This is a genomic window from Ensifer sp. EB106-03-01-XG145, from assembly GCF_058792075.1.
In genome coordinates, this window is the sequence record NZ_JBYTEC010000015.1 from 98879 (window position 1) to 114877 (window position 15999).

13 protein-coding genes are annotated in these 15999 nt (G+C 61.9%); 9 read left to right on the forward strand and 4 right to left on the reverse strand.

Features of this window, described 5'->3' with window-relative positions; all coding sequences use genetic code 11:
- Positions 1 to 13: 13 nt before the first annotated feature.
- On the forward strand, positions 14 to 886 hold the full coding sequence (locus AC3WWH_RS26800) for an NmrA family NAD(P)-binding protein (protein ID WP_058324844.1): 873 nt from the start codon (positions 14 to 16) through the stop codon (positions 884 to 886).
- Positions 887 to 961: 75 nt separating this feature from the next.
- Positions 962 to 1894 (forward strand): LysR family transcriptional regulator, encoded by a 933-nt coding sequence (locus AC3WWH_RS26805; protein ID WP_058324843.1) that lies wholly within the window; start codon positions 962 to 964, stop codon positions 1892 to 1894.
- 26 nt (positions 1895 to 1920) lie between these two features.
- On the opposite strand, the gene AC3WWH_RS26810 is transcribed toward AC3WWH_RS26805, so the two are convergent.
- The gene (locus AC3WWH_RS26810) at positions 1921 to 2931 is read right to left on the reverse strand and encodes an aldo/keto reductase (RefSeq protein ID WP_058324842.1); all 1011 of its coding nucleotides are present in this window, start codon (positions 2929 to 2931) and stop codon (positions 1921 to 1923) included.
- 588 nt (positions 2932 to 3519) lie between these two features.
- Positions 3520 to 3915 carry a hypothetical protein gene (locus AC3WWH_RS26815; protein ID WP_057253870.1) on the reverse strand — a complete coding sequence of 132 codons (396 nt, stop codon included), beginning with the start codon at positions 3913 to 3915 and terminating at the stop codon, positions 3520 to 3522.
- Between the two features lie 323 nt (positions 3916 to 4238).
- On the opposite strand from AC3WWH_RS26815, the gene AC3WWH_RS26820 reads away from it, so the two are divergent.
- Positions 4239 to 6674, forward strand: a complete 2436-nt coding sequence (locus tag AC3WWH_RS26820) for an arylsulfatase (RefSeq protein ID WP_113399087.1) — start codon at positions 4239 to 4241, stop codon at positions 6672 to 6674.
- Positions 6675 to 6828: 154 nt separating this feature from the next.
- Positions 6829 to 7158, forward strand: coding sequence for a hypothetical protein (locus tag AC3WWH_RS26825; protein ID WP_057253872.1), 330 nt, complete (start codon positions 6829 to 6831; stop codon positions 7156 to 7158).
- A gap of 233 nt (positions 7159 to 7391) precedes the next feature.
- Here AC3WWH_RS26825 and AC3WWH_RS26830 read toward each other — a convergent pair whose 3' ends face one another.
- On the reverse strand, positions 7392 to 9140 hold the full coding sequence (locus AC3WWH_RS26830; protein ID WP_058324841.1) for an adenylate/guanylate cyclase domain-containing protein: 1749 nt from the start codon (positions 9138 to 9140) through the stop codon (positions 7392 to 7394).
- Between the two features lie 229 nt (positions 9141 to 9369).
- On the opposite strand from AC3WWH_RS26830, the gene AC3WWH_RS26835 reads away from it, so the two are divergent.
- From AC3WWH_RS26835 to AC3WWH_RS26850, 4 genes are all read left to right on the forward strand, one after another.
- The gene (locus tag AC3WWH_RS26835; RefSeq protein ID WP_058324840.1) at positions 9370 to 10008 is read left to right on the forward strand and encodes a glutathione S-transferase family protein; all 639 of its coding nucleotides are present in this window, start codon (positions 9370 to 9372) and stop codon (positions 10006 to 10008) included.
- A 260-nt stretch (positions 10009 to 10268) separates the two neighbouring features.
- Positions 10269 to 11741 carry a nucleobase:cation symporter-2 family protein gene (locus AC3WWH_RS26840; RefSeq protein ID WP_058324839.1) on the forward strand — a complete coding sequence of 491 codons (1473 nt, stop codon included), beginning with the start codon at positions 10269 to 10271 and terminating at the stop codon, positions 11739 to 11741.
- Positions 11742 to 11887: 146 nt separating this feature from the next.
- Positions 11888 to 12493, forward strand: coding sequence for a deaminase (locus tag AC3WWH_RS26845; protein ID WP_057253886.1), 606 nt, complete (start codon positions 11888 to 11890; stop codon positions 12491 to 12493).
- Positions 12494 to 12738: 245 nt separating this feature from the next.
- The gene (locus tag AC3WWH_RS26850) at positions 12739 to 14643 is read left to right on the forward strand and encodes an adenylate/guanylate cyclase domain-containing protein (RefSeq protein WP_057253888.1); all 1905 of its coding nucleotides are present in this window, start codon (positions 12739 to 12741) and stop codon (positions 14641 to 14643) included.
- Between the two features lie 24 nt (positions 14644 to 14667).
- Here the strand turns inward: AC3WWH_RS26850 and AC3WWH_RS26855 are convergent, their stop codons facing one another.
- Positions 14668 to 15258, reverse strand: coding sequence for a TetR/AcrR family transcriptional regulator (locus AC3WWH_RS26855; RefSeq protein ID WP_057253890.1), 591 nt, complete (start codon positions 15256 to 15258; stop codon positions 14668 to 14670).
- 168 nt (positions 15259 to 15426) lie between these two features.
- Between AC3WWH_RS26855 and AC3WWH_RS26860 the strand changes: the two genes are divergently transcribed.
- Positions 15427 to 15849: a RidA family protein gene (locus AC3WWH_RS26860; protein WP_058324838.1), complete on the forward strand. Its 423-nt coding sequence runs from the start codon at positions 15427 to 15429 to the stop codon at positions 15847 to 15849.
- Positions 15850 to 15999: the final 150 nt, after the last annotated feature.

The window sequence follows — 15999 nt, forward strand, 5'->3', positions numbered from 1 at the left end:
AAGGAACGAGATCATGTTTGTTATCCTCGGGGCCGCCGGAAAGGTGGGCTTTTCAACGGCATCGGCACTGCGCGCGGCGGGCCTGCCGGTCAGGGCGGTGCTGCGCGACGCGGCCAGGGCGGACAAATTGCGCGCGATCGGTTGTGACGTCGCGCTCGCCGATCTGCAGGACCCGGCGGCACTCCGTCAGGCATTCGCGGGGGCGCAAGCCGTGCAGATCATCCTGCCGCCGCCGCTCAGAGCCGAGGACGCCAGAGCTGAAATGCGCCGGATGACGGCGAACATGGCCGAGGCGATTGCGCGCGCAGGGCCGGAACGCGTGCTGGCGATCTCCGACTACGGCGCCCATGTCGACGAAGATATCGGCATGCCCACCGTGTTCCGTCACTTCGAGGATCGCCTTCGCGCGCTCGCCATGCCCAAGGTGTTCCTGCGCTCGGCGGAGCATATGGAGGGCTGGGCCCGCAGTATCCCCACGGCGATCGCGACGGGCATTCTGCCGAGCCTGCACCACCCGGTCGAGCGGACATTTGCCGCCGTTTCGACCGGCGATGTGGGGCGCATCGCCGCCGATTTCCTGCGCCGACCGAGCGCGGCAGACGTCGAGCGCATCGTCCACGCCGAAGGACCGCGCCGCTATAGCGCTGCGGATGTCGCCAGCGCCCTGAGCCAGTTGCTGGGCCGCACGATCACCGCTCAGGCCGTGCCGCGCGAACATTGGCAGGAGGCGCTTGAGCGGGCTGTGAGCGCGAGCACTGCCGGGCTCCTGGTCGATCTCTACGATGCGCACAACAAGGGCGGGTTGATCGACATCGAACCGCAGGGCGAGGTTTGCTACGGCACCACCGAACTGGTCGAGGCTCTCCGGCCGTTCGTGCCGGCATGACGGGGCAGGGGCGACAGGTCGAGGCTTCCGCGATAGCCTGACGGCGGGTTTTCGAAATTCGAACCGGGTGGCGTCATGGATAACCGCGCAGGCGAGATGATGGTCTTTGTCCAGGTGGTCGAGGCCGGCAGTTTTTCCGAGGCGGCGCGGCAGCTCATGATGACGCCGTCGACCGTATCCAAGCTCATTCAACGGCTGGAAGCTCGGCTCGGCATCCGCCTGGTCGAGCGTTCGACGCGGCGGCTGCTTTTGACGGATGAAGGCGCGTTCTATTACGAGCGGAGCCAGAGGCTGCTTGCCGATCTCGACGAGACCGAGCAGCAGATCGCCCAAGGAGGTGCAGCACCCGAGGGGCTGATCCGGGTGAGTTCGTCCGTCAGCTTCGGCACGGCGGCGCTGGAGCCGATCCTGCCCGCTTTCTTTGAAGCCTATCCGAAGATCGTCATCGACCTCTCGCTGTCCGACGAGGTGGTCGACCTCTATCTCGAACGGACCGATGTCGCGATCCGGGTCGGGCGCCTGCCGGATTCCAATCTGGTGGCGCGCAAGATCGGCACGACAAAAAGGCGCATCGTCGCTTCACCCGCCTATCTCGCCAGGTGGGGCGTGCCGAAAACGCCGGAGGATCTGCTGAGGCATAATTGCCTGGGGTTCAATTTTCGCCGGGCAAACCCCGTCTGGCCGATGCGCGAGGGCGGGCGGATCGTCGAGCGGATGCTGAGCGGCTCGCTTCTGACCAATAACGGCGAAACCATCCGCCGCATGGCGATGGCAGGCGTCGGGATCGGGCGGATCGCCGACTATCACGTCCGCGGCCCGATCGCCCGCGGAGAGCTCGTCGAGGTGCTTGCCGACAGCGCCATTGCCGAGGCTGATGAAATTCATGCGCTCTATCGCGGTGCCCAGCATCTGCCGGCGCGCGTGCGCGCGTTCCTCGATTTTGCCGTGCCGCGCCTGCAGCGCTTTCTGGCGGAGGATCCGGTAGCGGTTGCCCCGCCCGCAAGATAGCGGGCGGGCACAGTTCACGCTCTCGCTCAGGCTATCGGCAGGGGAGCGGCGGGATTGACCAGGCCGGCTGCCCTGAGTTCGCGCCAGAAATCGGCGGGAATGACCTCGTTCAGCGCCGCGCGGTCTTCCGCAATGCGGCTCGGCTGGCTGGCGCCGGGGATGACGGCGGCGACCGCCGGGTTGGCGAGCGCGAATTGCAGACCCGCGGCCTTCATGCTGATGCCGTGGCGGTCGGCGATCGCCTTGATGCGCGCGACCTTTGCAAGGATTGCGGGCGTGGCCGGGGCATATTCGAAGTTCGGTCCGCCAACCAGGGCACCCGAGCTATAGGGGCCGCCGACGATGATGCCGAGGCCGCGTTCGGCGACAACAGGCATGACGCGCTGCAGGGCGCGGTCGTGATCGAGCAGGGTATAGCGGCCGGCAAGCAGGAAGCCGTCGGGGCGGGGGCCTTCGAGCGCGAGCAGCAGTTCGATCGGCTCGACACGGTTGACGCCGAGGCCCCAGGCCTTGATCACGCCCTCGTCGCGCAGCCGGTCAAGCGCCTTGAACGCGCCCTTGCGGGCGGTCTCGAACACATCCAGCCATTCGTCGCCGTAGAAGTCCTGGGCGACGTCGTGGACGAAGGCGATCTCGATCCGGTCGGTCTTCAGGCGCTTCAGGCTGTCTTCGATCGAGCGCAGCGTCGCGTCATAGGAATAGTCGTTGACGATCTTGTTGGGCCGGCCATAGCGGAAGACGTCGCCCTTTTCCCCGAGATCGCGGGCGCTGACATCCTCGATCTCGTCGAGGATGACCCGGCCGACCTTGGTGCTGATGACGTATTCGTCACGCGGACGGCCGGCCAGCGATTCGCCCATGCGGATTTCGGCGAGGCCGGCGCCATAGAAGGGGGCGTTGTCGAAATAGCGGATGCCGTCGTCCCAGGCGGCCTCCACGGTGCCGAGCGCCTCCTGTTCCGGGATATCGCGGAACATGTTGCCGAGCGGTGCGGCGCCGAAGCCGAGCGTGCCGGGAAGAATGTCCTTGAGTGCCATTTCACTGTCCTTTGCTGATCAATGGGGCAGGCCCTGCCTGCGTCGAGGGTGGACAGAGAAATAGGTCAGCCCGTGGATCGCCGGTAGGCAGACCGGGTTCGCAGGTATTAGGAAGCAAATTCACAGATGCCGAGACGGTCGATCTGTTGGGGGCGGCATGGCGCTCGCAATCTTGCGCCGCAGGGTTCGACGCCGAATGGGACCGCCCGGCCAACGCTCCAGGCGCGCAGGGTGGGGCGATCCGTTTGGCGGCGCAGGGTGCGCTCTCTCGTCAGCCTTGATGCAGCGCGCCATCTCCATGAGACGACGGCTTTGAGCTGGCCGGGCAAAACTCCGGCGGGAAATAGGGCAAAAAAAACTGCTTGGGAGGTTCACAGGGGGCGAGGCCGAAACCTCGTGAGGGAGCACAGACCTTCACGCTGTCACGGTGTCTGGAAAGCGCCAGCATCGTCCGTCGATGGACGCCTGACGAGGTTCACCGTGCGGGCCGGCCCCCCGTTCTCAGCCGGGGGTCGGGCCTGAGATAGCTGGCCGCCGGGTTGGGGCGGAGATCGCCCCAACCGTCGACGGAAAGCCCCGCAATGCATTTTACCAGTTGTTGTAGCCGCGAACCGGGCAGTTGGGCTGAAGGCCGAAGACGATCGTGCGACGGTGCGACCCTCTAATTTCGATCCACTGATTGGTGGTTCGACCGACTCTGGCGCCCTGCAAGCCCTCGGCCCGCGCTATCGCCAAAGCGCGTTGCGGGGTACAAATGCGGCGCTGGGCGCGGCGATCGCGATACTGGCGGTCGCGATAGTAGCGGTCGCGATAATAGTCGTCGCCGTAGTCCTCGTCGTCGTAATAGCGTCGGCCATCGTCATATCTTGGCCCACCGCCATCGAGATAGAGCTCTACGCCTTGGGCCAGTGCTGTGCCCGGCGTCAGTGCTGCGCCCGGTATCAGCGACGCGAGCAGCAGGCTGATTGAAATGATCTTCTTCATGTATGTTACCTCCTAAACGTCGGTCCCATTTAGCGCTCGTAATTATGAACGCAGCCAGAACGGAATTGTTCAGGCAACGAAAGACGCGACGCCCGCGTCGATCGCTGGGATGCTTGCATCGCTATACGTGAGTCCCGCTAAAACGAGCATGTTTTTGCGTGATTCATGTTTGCCTGTGGCGGCATCAGCCGCCTTGGGACATTGAACCTAACGCGCGCGAGTTTTACGACCGGTCTTTTACCTTTCCCACACGCAGTGATATGCGTATATTAGACCGTTCTAATTCGGAGAGAATTCAACGATCTGCAGTAGAGGTGTTCGCCATGACCATTGGCCAGAGCATGCTTGCGGGTGCAGCCTTCTTCGCGCTTGGTTTTACGTCCGCATGGGCACAGCAGGTTTCAGGGACGCTCGGCGCACCCGGAGCGACCACGACAATTACGGGTAAGCAGCTTCCGTCGCCAAGTCCGGCTTTTGGCGGCGTGATCAAGGAAAAAGCCTCGGAATCGACGCCCTGGTGGACGCCGCGTGTCGTGCCTCCGAAAGGCGCTCCCAATGTGCTGCTCATCATGACGGACGACCAAGGCTTCGGCGCGCCGAGCACCTTCGGCGGGGTCATTCCGACACCGGCGATGGACCGCATCGCCAAAGAGGGGTTGCGCTTCACGAACTTCCACTCGACATCGCTTTGCTCGCCGTCTCGTGCGGCGCTGATCACCGGGCGCAATCACCATTCCGTCGGTTTCGGCGTGGTCGGCGAAATCGCTACCGGGTATCCCGGTTACGATTCAATCATTCCCATCGAGAAAGGAACGATCGGCACGATCCTCAAGGAAAATGGCTACGCCACTTCATGGTTCGGCAAGAACCACAACACGCCGTCCTATCAATCGAGCCAGGCGGGGCCCTTCAACCAGTGGCCGACGGGCATGGGCTTCGATTATTTCTACGGCTTCGTCGGCGGCGATGCCAGCCAGTGGCAACCGAACCTGTTCCGCAACACGACTGCCATCTATCCGTTTGAAGGCAATCCCAAATGGAACCTGGAAACGGCCATGGCCGACGACGCGATCCAGCACATCAAGCAACTGAGCGAGATCGCCCCCGGCAAGCCCTGGCTCGTATATTACGTGCCTGGCGCCACCCATGCGCCGCACCACCCGACGCCCGAATGGATCAAGAAGATCAGCGACATGCACCTCTTCGACGAGGGCTGGAACAAGGTTCGCGAGACGATCTTCGCCAATCAGAAGCGGCTCGGCATCATGCCTGAGAACGCGAAGCTCACGCCTTGGCCCGACAGTTTACCGCAATGGGATTCGCTCAGTTTCGAGCAGAAGAAACTGTTCATCAGGCAGGCCGATGTGTACGGCGCCTACCTTGCCTATGCTGACAACGAGATCGGGCGGGTCATCCAGGCGGTGGAAGACCTCGGAGAGCTCGACAACACCCTGATCATCTACATCGGCGGCGACAACGGAGCGAGCGCCGAGGGCATGCTCAACGGCACACCGAATGAGTTCACCACATTCAACGGTGTCGAAGTTCCGGTTAAGGACCAGTTTCTCTGGTATCCGTTCTGGGGTTCGGAGCGGACATTCCCGCATTTCGCAGCCGGCTGGGCCTGGGCGATGGGGACACCGTTCAAGTGGGTAAAGCAGGTGCCGTCGCATTTCGGCGGGACGGCGCAGGGCATGGTCATGTCCTGGCCCGGCCATATCAACGACGCGGGCGGGATCCGCGCGCAGTTCCACCACTTCATCGACATCGTGCCGACGATCCTGGAGGCGGCAGGCATCCCGCAACCGGAGACGATCAACGGCATCAAGCAGGAGCCGATCGAAGGCGTCAGCTTGGCCTATACATGGGACAAGGCGAATGCCACTGCCCCGACGCAACACCGGACGCAGTACTTCGAGATGCTGGGAAACCGCGCGATCTACCACGAGGGATGGGTCGCCGCGACGACGCCCGCAACACTGCCGTGGGAACTCAGCACCAAGACGCCTCCCGACGTGATCACCGGCTACAATTGGGAACTCTACAACGTCGACGAAGACCCGACGCAGTTCACCGATCTTGCCGCCAAAATGCCTGACAAGCTCAAGGAATTGCAGGACCTCTTCTATGCCGAAGCGAAGAAGTACAACGTGCTGCCACTCGACAATTCGACGCTCGCACGCTGGAACGCCCCTCGACCCAACCTGACGGCCGGACGGACGGAATTCACCTATCAGGGAGAATTGAGCGGTGTGCCGGGCAGTGCTGCGCCCAGCACCTTGAACAAGTCCTATACGATTACTGCCGACGTCGAGATACCGGACGGCGGTGCGCAAGGCATGATCGTCACCGAAGGCGGCCGCTTTGGCGGTTACGGCCTCTTCCTCAGCCAGGGAGACTTCGGTGTCGGCAGTGGGAAGGTCGTGTTCCTCTACAATCTCCTCGACCTCAAGCGCACCATGTGGGAGGGACCGGAACTCGAACCCGGCAAACACACGATCGTCTTCGACTTCAAGTCGGATGGAAAGGGACTTGGCGCCGGCGGCACGGGCGTTCTGTCGGTGGACGGCCAGGAAGTCGCCACGAACAGCATCGACCACGGCATCCCGGTTACCTTCCCCGAGGATGAGACCTTTGACGTCGGTCTCGACACACGCACCGGCGTTGCCTTGCTGGAATACCGCTACGACACGCCCTTCCGCTTCACGGGCAAGATCGACAAGCTGACTTTTGAACTGAAGCCAAACGCAACGCCCTAGAGCGCCGTGCGTTCAAGTGAACGCACAAAGGACGCTCTAGCACTTTGAATCTAGAGCATCTTTCCGCTTCCAGTGATTCCACTTGAGAGCGGGATGCTCTAGCGCCGGTGCATCGCAAGGCTTGGACATAAACGGCTAGCAGAGGTGCGTTCCTATGATACGCGTGCTTGATCTCGCCGCCTTCGCGGAGATGGCAACAGGGCTCGCGCTGGTGGTGGTGCCTTCGTTCGTGGGGCAGGTATTGCTTGGCGAGGTGCTGACCGGGCCCGCTATCCCGACGGCCCGGGTGGCCGGTATTGCCCTGATCGCACTCGGCGTTGCCTGCTGGAGGAACTCAGGGCTCCTCGGCATGCTGATCTACAGTGCGGCAGTCACGCTCTATCTGGCCTATTTCGGACTGACTGGCTCCGCGGGCTTCCTTCTGTGGCCCGCGGTCGCAGTTCATGCGGTGCTGTCGGTCTTGCTCTGGCGCAGTCGCAACTAACCCAACGTCACCTAGAGTGCCGTGCGTTCAACTGGACGCACAAAGGACGCCATAGCACTTTGATTCTAAAGCATCTTTCGCCTCCAGTGCTTCCACGTGAGGAGCGGGATGCTCTAGGCCGTGAACCCATAAATCAACCGGGCGGAAGACTTGCCGGCGTCCGCTATGCACCGAAAGCGACCAACGTTTGCAGGGCAGCTAAAAGAAGCAATGGGCCACAAGCAGAAGTTAACTCAACTTGCTCGTAAGGGGCGCACATACTGCTCCGGCAGCCCCGCCTTCCGCAGGGCATCAATCAAGTGTTGCTGAGCTTCAGGGCGTGCGTAGTGCAGTACCTGGATCACATTCCGAAGCGATAAATCCGGTTTCACCAGCTTCACCTTGGCGATCACCTCACTTGCACCAGTTAAGTCGCCTAATTGCGCGCGCGCGGCGGCTAGGTACAAGAGGCCACTGGAGCGTTGTACAGGGACACTCTCGAGCGCTTCGACTGCGTCAGCATATCGAGCGAGGTCAAAGAGCGTCAGGCCGCGAACCGCTGCAAACCAATCGGGCACGAAGGGACCCAAGCCTATGGCGGCATCGATTGTGGCCAACGCATCGGCCGGCCTGCCACTGGCGCGCTGCCAGTTCGCGTAGTCGCCCTTAATCTGTATATCGGCCGGATTGAGTGTCAGCGCCCTGTCAAAATGGAAGCGTGAACGGTCATGGTCGCCTGTCCAAAGGTAGTAGAGCGCTCTTGCCCAATGAGACGTGGCGTCGTTGGCATCTAGTTCCAGCGCTTGTTTCGAAGCGCTCTCAGCCTTGGCCATCTGATCGTCATCGAGCACAATGATATTGCTGATGGTAAGAGCTATCGCCAGCCAGGCATGCGCAAGTGCAAAATGCGGATCGACGGCAATTGCCCGCTCAAGTAGGGGTACGGCTTCGGCATCACGCTGATGGTCACATAGATTGCGGCCTTGTAACAGACAGTCATAAGCCGACCAGCTAGTAGTTGGTTTTGCACGGGCTTTTGCTGCTTCTGCAGCGTACATACGGCCCTCCAGCATTGTTACGATTGCCGCCACAACAAGGTCCTGGACAGCGAAGATATCCTGCGCATCGCGATCGTAGCGGTCGGCCCAGACGTGAGTGCCGGTTATGGCATCGACCAACTGGGCTGTGATGCGTATTCGGTCGCCCAATTTGCGTAGACTACCCTCAACTACATAGGCAACGCCCAGTTCCCGCGCTATTTCGATATGACTTTTTCCTTTGTTGGCAAAATGAAACGACGCGTGGCGAGCTACTACGGATAGGCCGTGAAAGCGGGCGAGTTCGGTAATGATATCCTCGGTGATCCCATCGGAAATGTACTGTTGCCCGGGATCACCACTCATGTTGGTAAATGGCAGTACTGCTATGGACGGTTTGATTCGTTCTACCGCTGTTGGTCGCACCGATGTTCCTGAGGGAGCTCCCAGACTATAGACCCGGACCGGCTGGGCGATATTCTTGAGTTGCTGCTCACCCATGTCTTCAAACGAGAGATCAAGGCGACTTCCTACGTTGTCATGAACCATGCCGGTGACTGCAATGCCGCCCGCCGGGGCAAGTCCCTCGATCCGCGCAGCGACGTTCACGCCTTCACCGAAAACATCGCCATCCTCGGCAATCACATCCCCCAAGTTGACGCCAATGCGGAGTTGGATGGCTCGGTCCTCTGACAGCTCTGCGTTCCGTGCTGCCATATCCTTCTGCAATGCGACTGCGCAGGCCACGGCCTTCACGACGCTGGGGAATTCCGCGAGAAAGCCATCCCCCATAGACTTAAACAGCCGACCTTGGTGCTCGGCGATCCTAGTTTCGATCACTTCGGCGCGGAGGTTCCGCACGACCGCCAAGGTGCCGTCCTCGTCCACGCCCATGAGGCGACTGTAACCGACTACATCGGCGGCAAGGATGGCAGCCAGACGGCGCTGAACGGACTTGTCCACCACTCGATAGTGTCCCTGTTGGTCACCTGGGCTCCCTTGCAGAGCCTGGTTGATGACAGGATAGCATACATAGCCGCGCCTGGCCGCAACCAGTTGTCCCAAGTCAGGCTGCTACGCGTCAGGTCTGCTAGGAGTCATTCGCGACGAAGCGGCGGTCGATTTTTCTTTCGTACCTGTCGGCGCGCGGCGCCTTCGTTCGTCTTCATGACGTGCACCAACGGAGAGCCACCGCATGAAGCTCTACTTCAGCCGCAATCCCAATCCTCGCCTGGCGGTTGCCGTCGCGCGGCATCTGCAGGCCGAGGTCGCGTTCGAATTTGCCGACCCTCAAGGGGTGGGGCAGGCCGAACGCTTCCGGTCGCTCAATCCGAACCTGCTGCTGCCGATCCTGGAGCGCCCCGGCCGGTCGCTCTGGGAGGCGGATGCGATCGCCTGTTATCTTTCCCGCCAGACCGGCTCCAACTTCTGGCGAACGGATGACGGCGAGCCGGAGATGATCCGCTGGATCAGCTGGGGGAAAGAGAACTTCGTGAAAGCCTGCGACATGGTGCATTGGGAGCGGGGCACCAAGCTGCGCTACGGCATCGGCCCCTGCGAGGAAGCGATGGTGGAGGAGGGGCTGCGGGAGTTTCATAGGGCGGCGAGGACCCTCGAGGCTGAGCTCTCCGGTCGCGCGTGGCTGGTCGGTGACGCGGTCTCCTTTGCCGATTTTCGCATGGCGACATTCCTGCCTTACAACGATGCCGCGCGGCTGCCGATCGGGGACTATCCGGCGCTCAAGCGCTGGGTGGAGCAGCTCGAAGAGATCGAGGCATGGCGCGATCCGTTCCGCGGGCTGGTCGCGCCGGAGCTGCCGCCGATACCGGGTTGAGCGGGCGTTTGCACATCGTCGAGCCCTGTTGCATGATGGCGCACAAAGGGCTCCAGCCGCCTCCCGCCAAGCGCCGCTGTCGGCAGCCGCGCCGGCGTCTGCGGAGCGGGGCAAGGATCAATTGGCCGCCGTACCCATTCCCGCCCAATATCCGAAAGGTGTTTCGCTTTTTTTAGGAAGGCGAGATTTGCCATCCTTCAGCTACCTTTTGGTTGTCCCGCGGGAGACGGGGCAATCACAATGGTATGGAGGAGATACCCTTGGCAAGTATTGCAGAGGAAAGTGTACTACCGGAGAATCCCGAAGACGAACGGCTGAGCATCGGCGCGAACCTCGCCTATGGTCTGCAGCACGTTTTGACCATGTATGGCGGCATCGTTGCCGTCCCCTTGATCCTTGGCCAGGCGGCGGGCTTGAATTCCGCCGATGTCGGCCTGCTCGTCACCGCATCGCTCTTTGCCGGCGGTCTCGCAACCATCCTGCAGACGATCGGCCTGCCTTTCTTCGGCAGCCGCCTGCCGCTGGTGCAGGGCGTTTCGTTCTCGGGCGTCGCGACGATGATCGCGATTTCAGGCAATGGCGGCATACCGGCCATTCTCGGCGCCGTCATCGCGGCCTCGCTGATCGGTCTTCTGATCACACCGATATTCTCGCGCGTCACGCGCTTCTTTCCGCCGCTCGTTACCGGCATCGTCATCACCACCATCGGCCTCACGCTGATGCCGGTGGCAGCGTTCTGGGCCATGGGCGGCAACAAGGCGGCGCCGGACTTCGGCAGCACTGCCAACATCCAGCTCGCGGCGGTGACGCTCGTCATCGTCTTGCTGCTCAGCAAGCTCGGCAATGCTTCGATTTCCAGGCTTTCGATCCTGCTTTCGATCGTGATCGGCACCGGCATCGCCTATGTGGCCGGCATGACCGACTTTTCGCAGGTGGCAAACGGCCCGGTCTTTGCTCTGCCGAAGATTTTCCACTTCGGTTATCCGACCTTCGAACTGGCCGCGATCATCTCGATGCTGATCGTCATCATGGTGACGCTGGTCGAAACCTCGGCGGACATTCTCGCCGTCGGCGAGATCGTCGAGACCAAGGTGGACTCGCGCCGGCTCGGCGACGGCCTGCGCGCCGACATGCTGTCGAGCATCCTGGCACCTGTCGTCGGCTCCTTCACCCAGAGCGCTTTTGCTCAGAATGTCGGCCTTGTGGCGGTCACTGGCGTCAAGAGCCGATATGTGGTGGCAACGGGCGGAATGTTCCTGGTGACGCTCGGGCTGTTGCCGATCATGGGGCGCGTCGTTGCTTCCGTCCCGACCTCCGTTCTCGGCGGCGCCGGCCTCGTGCTCTTCGGCACGGTCGCGGCTAGCGGCATCCGCACGCTGTCCAAGGTTGAGTACAACAACAACATGAACCTGGTGATCGTCGCCACCTCGATCGGCTTCGGCATGATCCCGATCGCGGCCCCCGGCTTCTACGAGCATTTCCCGGCCTGGGTCGCGACGATCTTCCATTCGGGCATCTCGTCGGCCGCCGTGATGGCGATCCTGCTCAACCTCTTGTTCAACCACTTCACGGCAGGCAATTCCGACCAGCAGTCGGTGTTCGTGGCGGCAACGGAGCGCACGATCCGCTACCAGGACATCGCCCGCCTGCATGACGGCGACTACTTCCTCAATGGCAAGCTCTACGATGCCAAGGGCGCGGAAGTGCCGCTGATTGCGGCGGAGGCGCACTGAGCCGGCCCAATCTTTGGAACACTCAATCCCGGGCGGAAGTCGCTTCAGACTTTTCCTGGGATTGTTTTGAAACCCGCCATTCCGGGCAGGAAGCCCTTTCCTGTTTTTCCTGGCGTTACTCTGAACCTCGTCAAAGGACACTGGGAATGACACAGCAGACCGATAACTACCAACTCCTCGATGCACTGCTTGGCACGATGGAGCGCGGCATCATCCCGGCAACGGAAGCCGGTGTTGCTGCCGGCAACAAGATCTTCGGCGCGGCACTGATGCGCAAGTCCGATCTTTCGACCGTGCTCGTCGAGACCAACAACGAAACGGAAAACCCGCTCTGGCACGGCGAAGTGCACACGCTGAAGCGCTTCTACGAGATCGAGGGTACTGAGCGCCCGGACTCCCGCGATCTCATCTTCCTCTCCACGCATGAGCCCTGCTCGATGTGTCTGTCGGCGATCACCTGGGCGGGCTTCGACAATTTCTACTACTTCTTCAGCCACGAGGATTCCCGCGATAGTTTCTCCATCCCGCACGACCTGAAGATCCTGAAGGAGGTCTTCACGCTGGAGCCCGGCGGCTACAACCGCACCAATGCGTTTTGGAAGGGCCAGTCGATCCATGCACTGATCGACGGCCTGCCCGAGCCGCAGCGCAAGGATTTGAAGGCTCGCGCAGACGCGATCCGCGCGAAGTACGACGAACTCTCCTCCACCTACCAGGACAGCAAGGACGGCAACGCCATCCCGCTGAACTGAGGCCTGAAAGACGGCCTGCGCATCGGACCATTTCATTGTCTCCTGCAGCGCCGCGCGTCCTATCAGAAGCGCGGCGCTGTAGCGCTTTGAAGTGCTGCATGTTTGTGTCCTTCAATCGGCTACGATCGAAGGAAACATGCAGTTGATTCAATGAAATGGTCTATTTGTTTGAAAGATTGCGCATTCCTGCCGGCCCGAGCAGGTGATAGTTTCGCCGAAATAAAGTCACGTTTCGGGGGAGTTGCGTGAACTGGTCCAGGCCTCTCAGGGTGCACCTCAGCGTTCTGGTCGTCGCCTTGCTCATCTGCACGGCGACGCCGATCATCTGGATGGCGTTCAGCCAGGGCAGGGCGGCGGCCGTTCTCGGCGGCGCCAAGCACATGCGCGAGATGAGCTTTCGGCTGATCGAAGGCTACAGGAATGCGTTGGAAGGCGGACATGAGGCCGTCGGACTGGCGTCCGCGGTACCTCAGCTCATACCCACGCCGCCTGCGGAACTTGAGGCAAAACAGCAGTTCTTCCTGGAGGTGCTTCGAAGCGTGTCCAACGCGACGAGCATCTATGCCGGTTATCCTGACGGTTCCTACGTGCAGGTGATCAACACCGAGAGGGACTATGTCCGCCAGAGCCTTTCGGCGCCGGCGGAGGCGAACTTCGCCATCCGGACGATCACGCCCAGGCAGGGTTCGCAGGCTCAGTCGACCCTTCAGTTTCTCGACCGCGAGACAAGGCCGATCGGAGAGCCGAGGTTTGAGCCGACATCCTTCGATCCACGGCAACGTCCGTGGTATCAGGCCGCCGTTTCAAGCGGTGCGCCGGTGTCCGTCGGGCCCTTCGTCGCGGGAACGCTCCGGGTTCCGACGCTCGCTTTGGCCGCGCCGATGAAGGGCGACCACCGGGTCGTGGTTGGCGTCAACATTCACCTGCAGACCGTCAGCCGGCTGCTCGATCCGCGGGAGATTTCGCCGCGCGCCCGGTCCTTCATCATCGGCGACGGCGACACGATCGTCGCCCATTCCGACCCGGCGATCATGGGCAGGATCTTGGGAACCTGGTCGGGCGGGCGCGCCGTCGACATGGGCAGCCTCGACATGAGCGTGGAGGCCGTGGCGCGACTGCGCAAGGATCCGCGCTATGCCAATGGTGGCCTTGCCGAGATTGATCTTGAGGGCGAAAGCTATCTGGCGCAGGTCGCGCCGGTCAGCGTTGACGGCCTGTTCAAGGGGAGCTCGGTCGCAATCGTCGTGCCGCTCGACGATCTCGTGGCGCAGGCCAACCGGTTGCTGGTGCGCAACCTGTTGATTGCCGCCGGCCTTCTGGTGGCCGGCGTGTTCGGATCGCTGATGCTGTCGCGGGTGATCAGCCAGAAGCTTTACCGGCTTGCCGACGAGGCGCGCCGGATCGGCGATCTGAATTTCACCGGCAAGGGCGTGGCGCATTCGTGGATCACCGAGATCAACACGCTCGGGGGCGCGCTTGCTGCCAGCCGCCGTGCCATCGTGCAATTTGCGCTCTACGTGCCGCGCGAGGTGGTGCGGCGGATCATAGACCCTCAGGGCGGGGCGGTGGTCAAGGGCAGGCGGCAGGAGGTGACGGCACTCTTCACCGACATTCGCGACTTCACCACCATTTCCGAGCAGCATTCGCCGGAGGATGTGGTCGACATTCTCTCTGCCTATTTCGAGCTCCTGAACGGCATCGCCGAAGAGCATGGCGGGACCGTGGTGCAATATCTCGGCGATTCCATCTTCGTCGTGTGGAATGCGCCCGTCGAGGATATCAGGCACGCCGAACACGGCTGTCGTTGCGCGCTGGCGATGAAGGCGGCGGTCGAGGGCCTGAATGCTGCCAACCGCCAGGCGGGCCGGCCCGAATTGTTCACACGCTTCGGTCTGCACACCGGTCCGGCCGTCGTCGGCAGCATCGGGGCGGCCTCGCGCCAGCAATACACGGCCATGGGCGACACCATCAACGTCGCCTCCAGGCTCGAAGGGTTGAACAAGGAGTTCAATACGTCGATCCTGGTGAGCGTCGCCGTGCACGACGCGGTCGCCCGCAGCTTTGTTTTCCGCGAAATCGGGCTAGTGCAGGTCAAGGGACGCGCTGCGAAGATCGACCTTTGGGAACTGGTGGGGGAACGCGGCGGGTAGGGCCGGCGGATCGCGCCGCCTGCCTCATCGATCCGCCAGAAAGCCCGAGACCAGTGCGCGGAAAGCATCAATCGCCTTCGGCAGCACGGCCTGCGGATCATCACTGGCGGCGACCCATAGGGCGGCGTTGAGCGCGGCACCGCTCAAGAGCCTTGCGGCGGCTTCCGGATCAACCGGCTTCAGCACGCCTTTCTCCAGCAGCTGCTCCACCGACCGCTTCGTCGCCACCAGGCAGCTGTTCTGGCTCGGCCATTTCGAGGGGTCGCCGAGCACGGCGGGGCCGTCGAGCAGCACGATGCGCTGGACCTCCGGGTCGAGCGCCATCTCGATATAGGCGGCACCTTCCGCAAGCATGGACTGCCAGGCGTCGTCGTTTGCGCCGCCGATCTCCTTGGCGCGCGCGGCCATTTCGCCGTCGATCTCATTGACGACGGCGGCGAGCAGCCCGCGTTTGTCGCCGAAATTATGGTAGAGCGCGCCGCGCGTCAGGCCGACATCGGCGGTGAGCTCATCCATGGAAGCGGCGGCGTAACCCTTTTCGGCGAAGGCCTTTCGGCCCGCCGCTATCAGCTTCACGCGGTTTTCTTCCATCGTTTCCTGGCGCGTTCTGGCCATGTTGTCCTCAAATTCATATACGATGCGTATATGAATTTGACATACGCGCCGTATTTGGTTAGTTCATATACGTGGCGTATATCAAATGAAGCAGGTTTTGTGAAGTTCTGCCGGATCGGGCAGCGCTCGCCCGTTTCTGCGCCCTGGATTTAGCAAAGGACCAGACAGATGACTTCACGCGACGCAATCTTTCCCGCAAACAGGCACGCGCTTTACGAGGCCCACGGCTATTCGGCCGCGATCCGCTCTCAGGATCTGCTGTTCGTGTCCGGGCAGGTGGGGAGCCGCGAGGACGGCTCGCCCGAACCGGATTTCGCCCGCCAGGTCGAGCGCGCCTTCGACAATCTCAAGGCAACGCTCGCGGCGGCCGGCTGCAGCTTTGACGACATCGTCGATGTCACCACCTTCCACACCGACCCGGAAAACCAGTTCGAGACGATCATGACAATCAAGAACCGGATCTTCCCGGAAAAGCCCTATCCGAATTGGACCGCCATCGGCGTCAACTGGCTTGCCGGCTTTGATTTCGAGATCAAGGTGATTGCGCGGATTCCGGAGGCTGGTGGCGCTAAGCGCGAGCGGGCGGCCTGACACCGCCGGTAGACTGCTGACAAAGCCGAAATGCTTTGGCGAGCGTTGTCCCATTCTCCCTCATCCTCGCCCCTGTTGTTCAGTCCGGGGAGATACCTGACAGGTGTTCGGGGAGATAGCTGACACATCATCGGCTGGATTTGGTCTTGA